This is a genomic window from Actinomadura logoneensis (assembly GCF_003428695.1).
Taxonomy (GTDB): domain Bacteria; phylum Actinomycetota; class Actinomycetes; order Streptosporangiales; family Streptosporangiaceae; genus Spirillospora; species Spirillospora logoneensis.
The window spans coordinates 1-14,693 of record NZ_QURH01000337.1 but is presented as its reverse complement, the minus strand read 5'-3'; the positions used below and the strand labels follow the sequence as shown (position 1 = coordinate 14,693).

Annotated in this window: 15 protein-coding genes; 7 read left to right on the top strand and 8 right to left on the bottom strand. The window is 72.2% G+C overall.

What is annotated here, in order from left to right:
• Nucleotides 1–6: 6 nt before the first annotated feature.
• The 4 genes from DZF91_RS22240 to DZF91_RS22225 all read left to right on the top strand — a co-directional run bounded on the left by DZF91_RS22240 (nucleotide 7) and on the right by DZF91_RS22225 (nucleotide 3,219).
• On the top strand, nucleotides 7–474 hold the full coding sequence (locus DZF91_RS22240) for a DUF6301 family protein (RefSeq protein WP_117359386.1): 468 nt from the start codon (nucleotides 7–9) through the stop codon (nucleotides 472–474).
• Nucleotides 475–476: 2 nt separating this feature from the next.
• Complete coding sequence (locus DZF91_RS22235; protein ID WP_117359385.1) at nucleotides 477–923, top strand: TY-Chap domain-containing protein; 447 nt, start codon at nucleotides 477–479, stop codon at nucleotides 921–923.
• A gap of 84 nt (nucleotides 924–1,007) precedes the next feature.
• A complete protein-coding gene (locus tag DZF91_RS41270; protein WP_199486799.1) occupies nucleotides 1,008–2,102 on the top strand; it encodes a hypothetical protein in 1,095 nt (364 codons plus the stop codon).
• A 16-nt stretch (nucleotides 2,103–2,118) separates the two neighbouring features.
• A complete protein-coding gene (locus tag DZF91_RS22225; RefSeq protein WP_117359384.1) occupies nucleotides 2,119–3,219 on the top strand; it encodes a hypothetical protein in 1,101 nt (366 codons plus the stop codon).
• Between the two features lie 78 nt (nucleotides 3,220–3,297).
• Here DZF91_RS22225 and DZF91_RS22220 read toward each other — a convergent pair whose 3' ends face one another.
• Nucleotides 3,298–3,702, bottom strand: a complete 405-nt coding sequence (locus DZF91_RS22220) for a hypothetical protein (RefSeq protein WP_117359383.1) — start codon at nucleotides 3,700–3,702, stop codon at nucleotides 3,298–3,300.
• 330 nt (nucleotides 3,703–4,032) lie between these two features.
• Here DZF91_RS22220 and DZF91_RS22215 point away from each other — a divergent pair, with 330 nt between their 5' ends.
• Together DZF91_RS22215 and DZF91_RS39020 are read left to right on the top strand one after the other, a co-directional pair.
• On the top strand, nucleotides 4,033–4,563 hold the full coding sequence (locus DZF91_RS22215; RefSeq protein WP_117359382.1) for a hypothetical protein: 531 nt from the start codon (nucleotides 4,033–4,035) through the stop codon (nucleotides 4,561–4,563).
• A 73-nt stretch (nucleotides 4,564–4,636) separates the two neighbouring features.
• Nucleotides 4,637–5,428 carry a hypothetical protein gene (locus DZF91_RS39020; protein ID WP_147341264.1) on the top strand — a complete coding sequence of 264 codons (792 nt, stop codon included), beginning with the start codon at nucleotides 4,637–4,639 and terminating at the stop codon, nucleotides 5,426–5,428.
• 203 nt (nucleotides 5,429–5,631) lie between these two features.
• Here the strand turns inward: DZF91_RS39020 and DZF91_RS22205 are convergent, their stop codons facing one another.
• The 7 genes from DZF91_RS22205 to eccD all read right to left on the bottom strand — a co-directional run bounded on the left by DZF91_RS22205 (nucleotide 5,632) and on the right by eccD (nucleotide 12,880).
• On the bottom strand, nucleotides 5,632–6,996 hold the full coding sequence (locus DZF91_RS22205) for a S8 family serine peptidase (RefSeq protein ID WP_158588009.1): 1,365 nt from the start codon (nucleotides 6,994–6,996) through the stop codon (nucleotides 5,632–5,634).
• 91 nt (nucleotides 6,997–7,087) lie between these two features.
• Complete coding sequence (locus tag DZF91_RS39980) at nucleotides 7,088–8,245, bottom strand: hypothetical protein (RefSeq protein ID WP_117359379.1); 1,158 nt, start codon at nucleotides 8,243–8,245, stop codon at nucleotides 7,088–7,090.
• A 63-nt stretch (nucleotides 8,246–8,308) separates the two neighbouring features.
• Nucleotides 8,309–8,890, bottom strand: coding sequence for a hypothetical protein (locus tag DZF91_RS22195; RefSeq protein ID WP_117359378.1), 582 nt, complete (start codon nucleotides 8,888–8,890; stop codon nucleotides 8,309–8,311).
• 125 nt (nucleotides 8,891–9,015) lie between these two features.
• The gene (locus tag DZF91_RS22190; protein ID WP_117359377.1) at nucleotides 9,016–9,312 is read right to left on the bottom strand and encodes a WXG100 family type VII secretion target; all 297 of its coding nucleotides are present in this window, start codon (nucleotides 9,310–9,312) and stop codon (nucleotides 9,016–9,018) included.
• 55 nt (nucleotides 9,313–9,367) lie between these two features.
• Entirely contained in the window at nucleotides 9,368–9,688 is a 321-nt protein-coding gene (locus DZF91_RS22185) for a WXG100 family type VII secretion target (RefSeq protein WP_147341263.1), read from the bottom strand.
• 374 nt (nucleotides 9,689–10,062) lie between these two features.
• Entirely contained in the window at nucleotides 10,063–11,502 is a 1,440-nt protein-coding gene (eccB, locus tag DZF91_RS22180; RefSeq protein ID WP_117359375.1) for a type VII secretion protein EccB, read from the bottom strand.
• A 7-nt stretch (nucleotides 11,503–11,509) separates the two neighbouring features.
• The gene (gene eccD / locus DZF91_RS22175) at nucleotides 11,510–12,880 is read right to left on the bottom strand and encodes a type VII secretion integral membrane protein EccD (RefSeq protein ID WP_235834472.1); all 1,371 of its coding nucleotides are present in this window, start codon (nucleotides 12,878–12,880) and stop codon (nucleotides 11,510–11,512) included.
• Nucleotides 12,881–13,146: 266 nt separating this feature from the next.
• Between eccD and eccCa the strand changes: the two genes are divergently transcribed.
• The coding region (eccCa, locus tag DZF91_RS22170; protein WP_117359373.1) for a type VII secretion protein EccCa at nucleotides 13,147–14,693 on the top strand (1,547 nt) is incomplete at its 3' end.

Genomic DNA, 14,693 nt, shown 5'->3' with positions numbered 1-14,693 from the left:
CGGAACATGACACCTGCCCGACTCCCCGACGAGCGGATCGCCGAGCTGGCGACGGCCTTCCGGGACCTGCGCTGGGACTGGACCGCCGGCGCGGTCGGCGAGCTCGCCGACCGGCTGGGCTGGAGCGTCTACATGACGACCGGCGGGACGGTGTGGCTGGACGACGGCCTGGGCCCGGCCAGCGCGTCGGTGGACCTCCGGGACGACCGGGCGGTCATGGTGACGGCCGGCACCTCCGCCTATATCGACCAGGAAGCGCCGGAGCAGCGGACGTGGCTGCGGGACGAATTCGCGCGCGTCGTCTCCGTCTGCACCGAAAGCCTCGGCTCGCCGACCCGGCGCGCTCCCGGAGAACTCCCGATGGTGAGCTGGGCGGGCGCGGAAACGACGGTGGCCGTCTGGCGCACGAGGGTGCGCGTCAACCTTTTCGTCGCCACGAACGATTACCTCGAGAAGTGGGACAAGGAATCCTGACCATGGAATGGGAGACCTTCGCGGCGGAACTCGCCGACGATCTCGCCGACCTTCCCGCGGGTGCCCTGCTGGTGATCAGCGAGCGGGAGGAGGGCGGGCGTTTCACCCAGTTCGCCCAGGAGGACGACGCCCTTCTCGCCTACCTCTGCGACAACACCTTCCTCCAGCCGGAGGACCACGCGTCCCCGGAGGCGCGGCGGCTCATCGAGGCCGCGGGCTGGAACGCCCCCGACCCTCGGCGCGGCCGGGACGACTGGTGGTACCGCCTGCCGTGGCCGTCCCCGTCCGCGGACTACCGGCGGCTCACCGGCATGATCGTGACGGCGTTCCGGGACGGCTACGGCATCCCGTCCCCCGAGGGCTGGACGTACCGGGCGTGGAACGAGCGCGAGGGCAACGCCCCGCTGACCCTCCCGAGCCTGGACCTGCACCAGGTCCCGCTCCGCTAGGGACCCCCGTGCCCGGGGAGGTCCGATCCGCTGGGAAGTCGCCGGGAAAGCACTAGGATCGGGCGGATCGAGGAGGCTGAAGCGATGACTCAGGGGCCCGGAGAGCGGCCGCCGGCCGGATACGGGCCATGGCCGTACGATCAGGCGCGGTACGACCAGCTCGTGCAGTGGATGGGCACGGCGATGGCGGCGCTGGCCCCCGGCGGCTGGCGGCGCGTCGACCTGCGCGTCGCGATGGCGGGCGGGGCCTCGCGGGCCGCGTTGGCGGTCGTGATGGCGGACGGCTCGGTGCGCGAGTACCAGGCCCCGCGCGAGTTCCTCGGGGTCGCGGCCGAGCTGCGCTCGATGATGTACCGGCCCGGCGAGGGCACCTGGTTCGGGATGCGGTTCATGCTGGAGCCGCCCGGCGCGTACCGGACGTGGTTCGACGCCGAGCTCGACCCGGGTCTCGGCGCCGAGGCGTACCGCCGCGACCTGGCGTCCTTCCCGCGCGACTGGCTGCCCGTCTGGCTCGGCGGCGCGGCCCGCTCGACCGACCGCCCGCTGGATCCGGAGGAGCAGGCGCAGCTGCTCGGCGACGTCGCGCGGCTGCTGGGCATGTTCCTGCCGTCCGGGTGGACGCGCAGCACCGTCCGCTACTCGCCGGAGGGGTCGTCCGTCGAGGTCACCGGGCTGGACGGCCAGACCGGGACGTTCCCCGCGCCGCCCGCGCTGAACGAGATCCTCGCCGTGCTCCGGCAGGGCGCGGCCGAGCCGTGGACGGCGGCGACGTTCCGCCTGACCTTCCCGGACACCCACGAGATCGACTACGAGACCGCGACCGCGCCGGACGGGCTGCGGATGGCGGCGGCCCCCCTCCCGGCCGACGGCGAGACCCGTCCGGACGTCCCCGAGGACGAGCGGGACGCGCTGGTCCGGTACCTGGAGCAGGCGCCGATCGTCCTCGCCGCGCGCAGCCTGGACGTGGACGAACTCGACCCCGGGCGCGCCGCGCGGGTCCCCCTGACGTTCCACACCGACGGCGCGTGGGTGTGGCCGGGCGCCGTCGGCTACTACCTGCGGGCGCACGACGTCGCGCCCGACCCGGAGCTCGTCGCGCACGCGCGCGGTAACGGGTTCCGGCCGCCCGAGGTGGACGACGCGACGCGCGGCGCCGCGGTCACGCTGATCCGTTCCTGAGCTGGCAGAGGACTCCATGCCGAAGTACGAGCCCTTCACGCGCAAGCCCGTCGAGTACCTGCCCGTGGTCCTGGACGGGCAGCCGATCGGCTTCCTGTGGGCGAGCGAGACCGACCGGGCGGCGAGCTTCGTCCGCCGCATGGACGCCGCCGGGCGCGCCTTCGAGGCCCCGCTCGTCTGGGCCGACCGGCTCGACGAGGCCGCCGCGCAGGACCTGCCCGCCCGGGAGGCGATCCGCCGCTGGATCGGCGCCCCGCAGGACCCGCGCGCCGGGGCCGTCCCGGCCGGGCTGACCCCGCGGCGGGCCGACTCGCCCGCGGTCGTGGAGAGCCTCGCGAACCCGAACCTCCCGCCGACCGCCGGGCCGCTCGTCCAGGACGGCGAGTTCCCCGACGGCACCCCGGTCGACCGCTCGAAGGGCTGGGGCCCGCTCCACATGCAGCTTCCGCCGACCTACCCGGCGCAGGCGTCCGGCCCGGTGGTGTACCGCCCGGTGGTCGCCGACAGCGGCCTCGTCCTCGGCTACCTGTGGGCCTCCGGCGACGCCGCGTCCTACGTCGCCCGCGCCGACGCGGGCCTGGAGGGGACGAACCGGGCCGGCGCCTTCTACCCGGCGCTGCGCGAGGCGTTCGCCCGGGGCGTCCCGGCCCTCGAGGCGGTCCGCTCCCTGGTACCGGACGCCGAGGAGGCCCAGGCCCCGTCCCTGGACGACCTGGTCCGCCTGGCCTCCCGGTACGAGCAGTCCCTCCGCCTGACCTTCCCGCTGCCCAACCCGGACCTGCCGCCCCGCCCGCCCGTCCCGCCGGCCGAGCGCGAGTCCGTCCTCGCCTACCTGGAGCAGGCCCCGGTCGCCTTCCCCGCGGGCGCCCCGACCCCCGACCTGCAGGACGACGCCCGCCCGGCCACCGTCCCGTCCGGCTACCGCACCGACGGCGCCTGGGTCTGGCCCGAGGCCACCGCCTACTACCTCCGCGTCCACGGCGTCCCCCCGGACCCGGACCTGGTGTCCCACATCCGAGCCAACGCCGGCCGCGTCCCGGACGTCCCCCCGACCTCTCTCAAAGCCGCCGTCGAAACCCTGAAGTCCCAAGGCATCCTCAAGCCCCCGCCGCTCTGACGTTCCGCTCGGCCCAGTCGCCGGGAGGCATCACCTGCTCCGAGTCCATGACTCCTCGGGGTCCTGAGCTCATGCGCTTCACGTGCTTCCGCGCCTCAAGCTGGGCGCGTTGCCGGAAACAGTGAGCTCCCTTCGGGCCTGCTGGATCAGGCGGCCGGCGGCACGCCAACTCCTGGCGTATTCCAGATACTCCCAGCTCCCCTCCGCCTGGAACGCGACCACCGGCCAAGGTCGACGGAACAAAATGCGTCCTGCGGTGACGAACGGCGTCAGAAACAACGCCAACGCCCAGGAGAGGCAGAGCCATATCGCGAACGGCAGGACCAGGAGGGTAAGCGTCATATTGATCGCGGCGCTGATGGGGTCGTCGAAGTCGCTGATCAGATCTACGTGACGCGCCAAGAAAGGATGCGGCCGCGGCCGCCAGGGCAGGTAGCGCCGCCCCAGCCGCCAACGTCGGCCACCACCGTCCAGAAATCTCATCCGCGTACCCTTCAGCAGAACTCACAGCCCACGCCCTAGGCGACTTGCCGTCAAGACCTACGCAATGGCGCTAATCAGGTGGATAGTCCGACACATGGGAGCGCTGGGCCCGGTCCGAGGGAAACGAATCTGGCCCCACTGGGCAGTTCCGGGGAGTCCGGCGAAAAGGCGACCGCCCCGACTGCCACTGGGCCGCCCTCTCCCCCATCCGGGGGATCACGGAAATGCCCCGTTCGGGGGGACGCCTCCGAGCCCGGCGGGGGAAGTGCCGCCCCCACCCCTCCCACCACCATGGGCCGTGACGAAAACCCCCTCCACCCGGGAGTTCCCATGGACGCCACCGCCCCCCGCTGGATCGAATGGACGGCCCGCGCCGCCAGCCTCACCGCACTGCCGTCCGGCGTGTGGCGGGTCGCGCTCGGCTTCGGCGTCCCCGTCGGCTTCTCCGGCGACCTCGCCGACCTGTACCGTCCGGGCTGGCCGCTGACCCCGTACGTGATCGTCCTCAGCCTGCTCACGGAGAGCCTGGCCATGCTGACCATGGGACTCGTCCGGCCGTGGGGCGAGGTCGTCCCCTCCTGGATCCCCTGGCTGGGCGGACGCCGCGTCCCACCGCTCGCGGCCGTCGTTCCCGCCTCCCTCGGGGCCCTCGCGGTCACCGCGATCACCCTCCTCGGCGCCGTCTCCTGGACGGCCCCCGACGCGATGGGCGACCCTGACGCCCCGCACGGCCTCGCCGGTGCCGTCATGACCGCCTGCTACGCGCCCCTCCTCGCCTGGGGCCCGCTCCTCGCCGTCGTCACCACCGCCTACTACCTCCGCCGGACCCGCGGCACCCGTCCCACCGAGGCCACCGCCTGACCGATGGCCGGGCGGCCCGCCCTCACGACGACATACGCCCGCAAGACCCGCAGCGTCTACCATTCCAGTCGTCATGAACCGACCCACGTTCCTCCCCCCGGACGACGAGCCCGAGACTCCCGCCCCTCCGGCCACCCCGACGCCGCCCGAACCTTCCACACCCCTGTGGAAACGACGGCGGTGGCTCGCCGCAGCGGGAGCACTGCTCGTGGCGGCTGGAGGCGCGTCCTGGGCGGTCGGCGGGTCATCCGCCGAGAAGCCGCAGGAAGAGCGCTACACGTCCTTTCCCGGGGCCTGCTCGACGGTCACGAAGCCGACACTCGACCAGTTCGTGCCGCGCGCCGAGGGTCCCGTCGGCGACGCGACCGGCTCGAAGGAGCACTCGTGGTGCCTGTGGTCGGGCCCGATGCGCGCCGCGGCCGGCAGCAAGCGGATCCTGTACCGGACGGCCCGGGTCGACATCACCGCGTTCGAAAGCAGCGCCTCCGCGCAGTCGTCGTACGACTCCTCGTGGCGGGCGGCCGTCTCGCTCTCCGGTTCCACCTCGGCCATCGGCGGCGGCAAGCTGGCCGGTGACGCCTCCGCGCCGGTCAACGGGCTCGGCGACCAGGCGTTCTACTACCACCGCACGAGCAGCTCGGTGCTGGGCGGTTCCGGGGAGTCCGGCGAAAAGGTCCGCGTGAAGAACCTCATCGTGACCGTCGCCTACACCGGCTTCAACGCGCCCGCCGACGAGCTGGGCACCCCCGCCGAGACGGGCCGCACCCCGCTCAGCACCGCTACGGGCCGTCCAGGCGCCGACGCCCTGGCCCACGACGCCGTCAACGCCCTCACCGCCTGCACGACCTGCCGCCACCGCAGCTGACCGCCCGCACACGCCAAGGCCTGACGACCACCTCGACAGCCGCCGGGCCGCCCCCATCCGGGGATCGAGCAAATGCCCGTTCGGGAGGCCTCCGAGCCCGGCGGGGAAGGTGCCGACCGGTGCCGACAGGCGGAGCCGGCGAAGGCGGGGGGCTACTGGCGGGGCTCCTGCCGCCGACAGGCGGAGCCGGCGAAGGCGGGGGGCTACTGGCGGGGCTCCTGCCCACCCGCCGGCGGGTGGAACTGCGGAGCGCCGTTCCCCGGCTGCCCGCCGAACTGCGGCCCACCGGGCTGTCCGAAACCGGGCTGCTGCGACGGGTCCGCGTACGGCGACCGCTGCGGGCCGGTGTGCCCGCCCGGCTGCCGGCCGAACGACGGCGGCCCCATCGGCGCGGCCGGAGGAGCGCCCGCGCTCACGCCCTTGCTCTTGCCGCGCCTCATGAGGACGACACCGCCGACCACGAGGACCGCGATGACGACCACCCCGACGCCCGCGAAGAGCATGGTCGAAGAGCCGCCGCTCTTCTTCTCCGCCGGCGCGGACGACGTCGCTCCGCCGCCACCGGACTTCTTCGGGGCCTGCGCGACCGCCTTGTCGTAGCGCGCGAAGACCGGGTTCGGCGCGCTCGCCGGGACCTTCACGCGCAGGGCGCGGGGGATGCTGACGACGCCGCGTCCGAGCTGGTCGGGCGAGCCGAAGTCCTTGGTGGTGTTGGTGAGCAGCTGGACGACCTCGCGGGCGCCCATCTGAGGGTACTTCGCACGGATCAGGGCGACGGCGCCCGCCGTGAGGGCGCTCGCCTGGCTGGTCCCCTCGCCGGTCGTCCAGACGTGGCCGGTCTGGCTGAGTCCGCCGACGTCCACGCCGGGCGCTCCAACGGCGACGTAGGGCTGCCGCTGGCTCTTCTTCCACGCGTGGCCGTCCCGGCCGAGCGCGCCCACGGCGACGACGCCCGGGCACGATCCCGGGTACTCGGCGGCGTTGTCCTCGTCGCCCGTGTTGCCCGCCGAGGCGACCAGTACGACGTCCTTGTCGATGGCGTACCTGATGGAGGAGAACACCTCCGGCGGGCACTGGTCGGGGTACATGGTCGCCCCCTGGTTGCCGATCGACATGTTGATGACCTTCGCCCCCCGGTCCACGGCGAACCGGATCGCCTTGGAGAGGTAGGGGCCGTCGGACTGCGTCCGGACGGGAAGGATCTTCGCTTCCGGGGCGATGCCGACGAAGCCGGTCTTCGTACCGCGCGAGGCGATGACGCTCGCGATCGCGGTGCCGTGGCCCTGCTCGTCGTGGTCGGTCCAGCCGTTCCCGCCGCTCACCACGTCGGTGCCGGGCAGGGTCGCGGGCTTCATGTCCGGGAGGTTGCCGTTGACGCCGCTGTCCAGGACCGCGACGGTGACTCCCTGCCCCTTCGTCAGGGGCCAGACCTGCTGCTGGATGCTCCAGCCCTTGAACCACCACTCCTGGGAACTGGGTTCGGGGGTGGCGCCCGCGGACGCGGTCGGAATCACGGCCAGGCCGACCGCCGCCGTCGCAGCCGCCGCCGATCGAATCAGCCGTCGCATGAGTTGATCTCCCTTGGTCCAGACAGCGAAGAGGGTGGGCGGGGGCCGCAGCCCCCGTCCACCCGGATCACGCATGATCGTCCAGCAGTGGTCAGCCGATCACAGGAGGCGCGGTGTCGTCGTCCGCGCCCCACACGTCCTCGTCCTCGGTGAGCCAGGTGGAGCGCTCACGCTCCTTCTCGCCCTCGCCCTGGCCGCCGTGCTGGCCGGCGCCCATGGGCATGCCGCCCATTCCGTTGCGACCGGCCGCTCCCGCGGCGGAACCACCGAGCGCCCCGCCCATACCGCCCGGGACGCCGGTGATGCCGCCGCCGCCCATGCCGCCGCCACCGCCGCCGAAGCCGCCGCCGTCAGGCCCGAAGCCGCCGCCGAACCCACCGGGACCGCCACCAGGACCGCCACCAGGACCGCCGCCGGGTCCGCCGCCCGGGCCGAGGCCCGTCGGGTCGAACGACGACAGGTTCGTCTTGTGCTTCGGGTCCTGGAACGGGTTGTTGGTGTCGTTGTTCCAGGGGAAGTTGTTGTGGTTCTTGCTCGGGTCCTGGAACGGGTTGTTGTGGTTCTTGCTCGGATCCTGGAACGGGTTGTTGCTGTCGGGCTTGTGGCTGAACGGGTTGTTGTGGTCCTGCGGCAGGTTGCTGCTCGGGTGGAAGCTCTTGCTCGGGTCCGAGGTCGGGAACTTGCCGCCGGGTCCGCCGCCGGGGCCACCGCCCGGTCCCCCGCCCGGGCCTCCGCCCGGGCCTCCGCCGGGACCGTTGGGGTCGTTGCCGTAGCCACCCCGGCCGTCCCCGGGCAGGTCCTTGTCGATCTTGATGGGGTGGTGGTTGAACGCCTCGCCCATCCGGTTGCTGAACCGCTTGATCAGGTCCCGGGCGTTGTCGTCGTCCCCACCGGTGTGGAACATGCCGTCCGACATGTCCTCACCGGCCGTCTTGTACCAGCTGAGGATCGAGTCCCCGTACCAGTTGTACAGCTCGGCGTTGGTGTGGCTGCTGTCCGACAGGGAGGCCGCCGTGCCGTGCACCTTGCCCAACTGGTCCAGCGCCAACTGGGCGGAGTCACCCTCCCAGTGCTCGATGATGCGCGGCCTGAAGTTGTTGTTGAGCTCCCGCGTCATCTCGGCCAGGACGTCGGCGGCGTCCTTGTACGCCTTGCCCGCGTTGGTGACCGGCTTGGGGTCGATCTTCTTCAGCTGGTTCTTGATCGAGTCGAAGTCCTGGTCCGAGAAGTCCTGGGCCGACCAGACCATCCCATCGCGGATGGGAAGCGATCCCTTGTTTTCAGTCATTGGCTAGCGTCTCCCGGCTCGGGCTCACGTCAGGTTCGGGGTGCCGCTGGTATCGACCTTCGCCACCTGCTTCTTGGTGGTGTCGTGGGCCTGCTCGTAGGCGTCAGCGGCCGCGTTCAGCTTCGTGATGACGCCCTTGTAGGCGGTCACGATGTCGTTGATGAACGCCCCATAGTTGTTCTTCGACTGTTCGACCAACGTGGTGAAGTCGCCGGAGCCCTTGATGTTGCCGAGATGCTCGGGCGTGACGTTGATGCGCGTGACGGCCGTCAGCTGGTGCCGCCACGCCTCCAGCTTGTAGCCCATGTCGCGAGCGATCGCGCGCAGTTCCTCCGGGTCGACCTTGTAGCCGGGGTGCGCCTCGGCCTTCCAGTTGCGGTCCGGCTCCTGCTTCGGGAGCTTGTGGTCGGCGTCGCCGGGATGCCCGGCGTGCATGCCCGGACCGTACTTGTAGAAGTACTCGCGCTGCTGGTACTCCGGCAGCGCGTCGAACTCCTGCTGGGTCAGCCCCTTCTGCTCTTTCGCCTGCGCGTACTCGCCGTATCCGACGGTGTAGACGTGGTCGATCTGAGCGAGCTGGCCGGGGGTCAGGTGGTATTTGCTCATTGCTGGTTCTCCTGGCGACGGAGTGTCACGGCTCTGGATCCGGCCACGTCAACGCGGACCGCTCCGGCCGTGCACACAACCGGAGCGGTCCGCGTGGCGCGGGCGGGCGGGAGCAGGAGGCCGTGTCAGCCGGCCCAGATGCCCTGGTTCTTGCGCTCGGCGGCGCTGTAGTTGGAGTGCGCCTCGCCGATCACCACGCCGAGCTGGTTGAGGACGGTGCCGATGTGCTGCGCGGCGGCGTCCCACTGGCGCTTCGCCTCCCAGTACGCCTGCACCGCGTCGCCCTCCCACTGCTGGAGGTGCTTCTCGAGCTCCTTCTCCAGGTCCTGGAGCTCGTCGACCAGCGCGCGGTAGGTGAGGGTGAAGTCGGCCTGCGCCTGCTGCATCGTGCCGAAATTGGCCTTGGTGTAGCTGTCGCTCACGATGGAAATCCTTCGGGGGGTCTGAGACCGGTCTGGACTGGGGGTGCCGCGGGGATCAGGTGCCGCCGTTGAGCAGCGCGTTGATCTTGTTGACCGCGTCGGTCTGCTCCTGCTCGGTGCTCTCGTACTGGATCTTGGTGTGCGAGAGCTTCTCGTGCATGCCGTCGAGCGCGGTCCGGACCTTGTTCATGTCGGTCTGGAACTCGTTGAAGACCCGGTCGAAGGAGACCGAGGCGTTGCCCGCCCAGCCGCTCATGAGGTTGCTCTTGTGCCCCTCGAGCTGGCTCTGCAGCCCCTTGATCAGGTTGGCGGACTCCTCGATGCGAGTCGCCGCCTGGGCCATTGCTGCTCTGTCGACTGCGGACTGGCCGGCCACAGCTTCACCTCCGGTTGGGGAGCTTGTCCTTGACACCGCGTCACAGGCGCATGCTGGCCGCACCGTGCTGGGCGCCCCTCCGCGTCAGCCCCGCCGAACGGACGAAACGACGCGCCCTGTGACCCGAAATGTCAGCGATCATATTGGTTCTACTGTCAAGGTGTCGACGCATTCGAAGATCACCTGGATCCCGTCCGGTCGGCGTGATTCACCTCACACCGCATGTTCCAGGTCACAACTCCCCCAAAAGCACTGATCAGGGCGTCGCGGGTGGACGACGCCGGTCCGGCGGGAGGGGGCGAAGCGAACGGCCGCCGCCCCCGGAAAGAGTCGGAGGACGGCGGCCGGTCGGTCGAGAAGGGGCCCTGCGGCGGTCAGCCGCCCGTCGTCGGGACGGGGTTTCGGGCCTTCGCCGGGTCCAGCGCCGGGCCGGACGGGATCAGGTGGATCACCGAGGACGGCACCGGGGCCGCCTTGCCCGCGTCGTAGCCGAGCTTCTTGGCCACGTCCGCCGACGGCAGCGCGAACCGCACGCCCTGGTCGTTCACCAGCGACAGCGAGCCGGAGCCGGACGCCTGCCCGCCCGACTCGCCGCTGCCCGGCACCAGGCTCATCAGCGCCGCGCCGCCCGGCGGCAGGACGACCTGGTCCACCGCGTTCGCCGAGCCGGCCGAGCCCGCGCCGAGCGTCGCCGCGGACGGCGCCGGAAGCGTCCCGCCCATGGTCAGCCGCGCGGCGGACGATCCCGTCGGGAACACCGCGCACAGCGGCGCGGAGGTGTCCCAGGTGGCGAACTTCGGCAGCGTCGGCGGCAGGTTCGGGTCCATGAGCCGCTGCGAGCCGACGGCCTGCTGCGCGGACGCCGCGTCCACCGGGATCGGCGCGACGCTCTGACCGGGATAGGCCCGCAGCGTCTCGGGGGAACGCAGCAGGAGCTGCGCCTGCGTCTCGGAGATCTGCGCGAGCCCGTCGCCCATCAGGACGTACCAGAGCGGCCGGTCGCCGGTGTCGGCTTTGAAGACCTGGCCGATCCGGCCGGGACGTCCGCCGGGTCCCGGGTGGGCTCCGCCGCGGCCGGGGACGTTCGGCGCGCCGAAGTTGCCCGCGGCGGGCATCGCGTTCATCCAGGCGGGGGGCACCTCGACGGCGTCGGGGCCGCCGGTGATGGCGGTGACCTGCCCCGGCGGGACGGTCAGCTGCATCCGGTGGTCCTTCCAGATCACCCACGGCTGCCCGCCGGACTTCACCACGACGGCCTCGTTGTCGGCGAGCCGCCGGCCGCCGACGTCGCGTCCGGCGGCGAGGGCGGTGAACTGGCGGCGGACGCCGTTGGTGCCCGCGGCCTCCCGGACGCACACCGACCACGGGCCGCGGATGAGCTGCTTGGTGTCGGGCAGCGAGTCGGGCGCGCCGACGATGCCGATCATCGGGCCGCGCTCGAAGTGCGCCAGCGACTTGCGGGAGACCGTCCGGCGCTCGACCTTGTCCTGGTTGAGCGCGAGCATCGCCGAGGCGTAGTTGGCGACCGGGAACATCTTGCGCGTGTTCGCGTCGTAGATGTACTTGGTCCCGGTCTCCTTCTCGATGATGAGCTTGCCGGGCTGGTCCAGGCCCTTCGCGCCGCCGGGGGCGAGCACGCCCCAGATCCCGAACACGGCGGCGACCACGAGCGCGACCATGACGCCGGCGAACGCGCCGACCGCGTGCCGGCGCATCGGCGACTCGGCGATGTCGGGCTCGCCCTGCAGCAGCGCGAGCCCGACCCGCTGGGTCATCAGCCGGTGGGCCTGGTAGAGGTCGCGGCGGTTCTGCATCGCGGCGTCACCCCGCCAGGCCGCGGATGCGGCCGTAGAGGTCCAGCGCGGCCAGGGCCAGCGGGATCAGCGAGATGACGACGATGATGTCGAGGATGTCGCCGGCCCGGCCCCAGAACGGGGACGGCCGGTGGTTCGGCAGCCAGATCGAGACACCGACCACGATCCCGACGACGACGAGCAGCGGCAGCAGTCCGGTCGCGAGCATCAGCAGCTGCGAGTCGCCGCGCCAGGCGGTGCCGATCTCCAGCAGCCCGAGCCCGGTGAAGCCCGCGACGAGCATCCAGGACCGCTGCGTGACGCCGCGGAAGACGCGGCTGCGCAGCAGCAGGGACACCGACATCGCGGCGATCGTCGCGGCGGGCGCCCAGCCGGACGCGGTGGCCAGGAAGACCATCCCGCCGAGGGCCGACAGCGCGACGCCCGCGATGAGTCCGGTCGCGAACCGGTCGGCGACGCCGGTGCGGGCGAGCACCTGGCGGCCGTCCACGGTCTCGGTGTCGCGGCGCAGGTCGTCGGCGCTCGCCGGGACGGGCGGCAGCGGCATCCGGGCCAGCTTGAACGCCAGCGACGGGACGGCCGGTGTGAGCATCATCACGATCACCGCGGCGCACGCGGCGAGCCCGGCGGGCGGCAGGCCGCCGACGGCGAGCCCGACGCCGGACGCGACGGCCCCCGCGATCGCCGCGACCGTGACGCCGAGGAAGGTGGCCAGGCCGTCCGCGACGGCGAACATCGCGATCACCGAGACGAGGGCCATGACGCCGAACCCGGCGAGCATGTGGGGCGCGCCGAGGTCGAGCAGCGAGGTGTGCGGGCGGGCCGGTGCGAGCAGGCCCGCGAGGAAGGCGTGCGGCAGGGCGGCGTAGCCGAGGATCGTCCCCGCGCCGGAGTCGGCGAACGCGCGCGACAGCGCGGCGGCGGCGACCACGGTGACGACGGCGACGAGGCCGGCGACACCGGCGGGCGCGATCCACGGCGGGCCGGACATCGCGATGACGAACGCCCCCACCAGGAGAGCGGCGGCGGCGGCGCCGAGGCCGAAACGGCGCGTGGACGCGGGCCGCCAGCGGTCGGAGCGCTCCTTCATCCCCTCCGCGATGACGTCGGCGACGTCGTCGAACGACATCTCCGGCAGCTGCGCCATGCGCGGGCGGAAGTACAGGATCTCGCCGTCGCGCACGCCGAGCGCGCCGAGCGTCTGGGCGGCGTCGAACGCGCCCTCGTCGAGGCGCTGCAGCACCCAGCCGGAATGGGCGAGCCCGGCGTCCGCCAGGTTCTCCCCGGCCGCGCGCAGCAATGTGGGCAACATGTGCGCCAGGGGGACGTCCGCCGGCAGCGAGACGTCGATCCGCCGCCGCGGCGCGACGATCGTCACCCTGCACAGTTCGGTTGTGGCGGGGGAATTCACTGGGCTCCCGTCCTCCGGATCGTCGGATCGAACGCGAAGCCTAGGATGTTGGGTCTCATTACGCTAAATCAACCGCTGACCGCCCGTAACTCTGAACCTCGCCCGTAACGGTCACAGAACCGGCCAGATACTGATATGACCCCCCACCTTGAGTCCGGCCCCGAGACGGGCGCCGTCCCAGCATCCGACCCCGAGCCCGACGCCACCGGCGCATCCGTGGAGGGAACTCCCAGGTGAGCACGATCCTCGTCCGACGCAAGGAACGCAGGCAGCCGCCCCCGGCACCCAAGGGCGAGCTGCTGCTGGAGTCGCCGCCCGAGCTGCCCGAGCAGCAGAGCGGCGGCATGCAGGCGGTGCTGACCTTCCTGCCGATGGCGGTGATGCCGCTGATGATGGGGCTGATGCTGCTCGGCGGCAACAGCCGCGGCCCGATGGCCGCCATCAGCTCCGGCGGCATGGGCCTGGCGATGCTCGGCATGCTCATCGGCCAGCTGACCCGCGGTTCCGGCGAGCGCAAGTTCAAGCTGAACGGCGCGCGCCGCGACTACTTCCGGTACCTGTCGCAGGCGCGCCGCAAGGTCCGCCGCGCCGCCGACCAGCAGCGCGAGTCGCTGGAGTGGAACAGCCCGTCCCCCGACTCGCTGTGGTCGCTGGTGATGAGCGCGCGGATCTGGGAGCGCCGCCCCACCGACCCCGACTTCGGCAACGTGCGGATCGGCGCGGGCCCGCAGAAGCTGGCCGTCCAGCTCATCCCGCCGGAGACCAAGCCGATCGAGGACCTGGAGCCTATGACGGCGGGCGCGCTGCGCCGGTTCGTCCGGGCGCACTCGACCGTGCCGAACCTGCCGGTCGCGGTGTCGCTGCCGTCGTTCTCGCGGATCCTGCCCGCCGGCGACATCGACACGGTGCGCGGCATGGTCCGCGCGATGATCGCCCAGCTCTGCGCCTTCCACTCCCCCGACGACATGCGCGTCAGCGTCTGCGCGTCGCCGCAGGCGATGCCGCACTGGGACTTCGTCAAGTGGCTGCCGCACTCGATGCACCCGCAGGTCACCGACGCCGCGGGGCCCGTCCGGCTGATGGCGAACACGCTGACGGAACTGGAGGCGATGCTCGCGTTCGAGGTGAAGGACCGGCCGCGGTTCACCCCCGGCCTGTCCCAGAACGACCTGCCGTACCACGTCGTCATCGTGGACGGCGGCGCCGTCACCCCGGACTCGCAGATCGGCGCGGACGGCATCGAGGGCGTCTGCGTCATCGACATCACCGGGCACGTCGCGCACACCGCCGACAACACGATGCTGCGGCTGCGCGTCGCGCCGGACAAGATGGCGATGCTCCGCCGCGACCGCACCGGCAAGGACGTCCCGACGCTGCTCGGCCGTCCGGACGGGTTCAGCTACGTCCAGGCGGACGGCCTCGCCCGGCAGCTCGCCCCGCTGCGCGCGTCGGCCGCCGCGGGCGGCACCGAGCTGGACGCGCTGTCCCAGGCGATGACGCTGACCCGGCTGCTGAACGTCGGCGACGCGGCCCGGCTGGACGTCTCGCAGGCGTGGCGCCCGCGCGCGCCGCGCAACCGGCTGCGGGTGCCGATCGGTGTCGACGCCGAGGGCCGTCCGGTCGAGCTGGACATCAAGGAGGCCGCGCAGGGCGGTTTCGGCCCGCACGGCCTGTGCATCGGCGCGACCGGCGCCGGTAAGTCGGAGCTGCTGCGGACGCTGGTGCTCGGCCTGGTGATGACGCACTCGTCGGAGGTGCTGAACTTCGTCCTGGTCGACTT

Coding starts and splice junctions, on each gene's coding strand:
- DZF91_RS22240 (WP_117359386.1), top strand. CDS start 7: ATGACACCTGCCCGACTCCCCGACGAGCGGATCGCCGAGCTGGCGACG.
- DZF91_RS22235 (WP_117359385.1), top strand. CDS start 477: ATGGAATGGGAGACCTTCGCGGCGGAACTCGCCGACGATCTCGCCGAC.
- DZF91_RS41270 (WP_199486799.1), top strand. CDS start 1,008: ATGACTCAGGGGCCCGGAGAGCGGCCGCCGGCCGGATACGGGCCATGG.
- DZF91_RS22225 (WP_117359384.1), top strand. CDS start 2,119: ATGCCGAAGTACGAGCCCTTCACGCGCAAGCCCGTCGAGTACCTGCCC.
- DZF91_RS22220 (WP_117359383.1), bottom strand. CDS start 3,702: ATGAGATTTCTGGACGGTGGTGGCCGACGTTGGCGGCTGGGGCGGCGC.
- DZF91_RS22215 (WP_117359382.1), top strand. CDS start 4,033: ATGGACGCCACCGCCCCCCGCTGGATCGAATGGACGGCCCGCGCCGCC.
- DZF91_RS39020 (WP_147341264.1), top strand. CDS start 4,637: ATGAACCGACCCACGTTCCTCCCCCCGGACGACGAGCCCGAGACTCCC.
- DZF91_RS22205 (WP_158588009.1), bottom strand. CDS start 6,996: ATGCGACGGCTGATTCGATCGGCGGCGGCTGCGACGGCGGCGGTCGGC.
- DZF91_RS39980 (WP_117359379.1), bottom strand. CDS start 8,245: ATGGTCTGGTCGGCCCAGGACTTCTCGGACCAGGACTTCGACTCGATC.
- DZF91_RS22195 (WP_117359378.1), bottom strand. CDS start 8,890: ATGAGCAAATACCACCTGACCCCCGGCCAGCTCGCTCAGATCGACCAC.
- eccB (WP_117359375.1), bottom strand. CDS start 11,502: ATGCAGAACCGCCGCGACCTCTACCAGGCCCACCGGCTGATGACCCAG.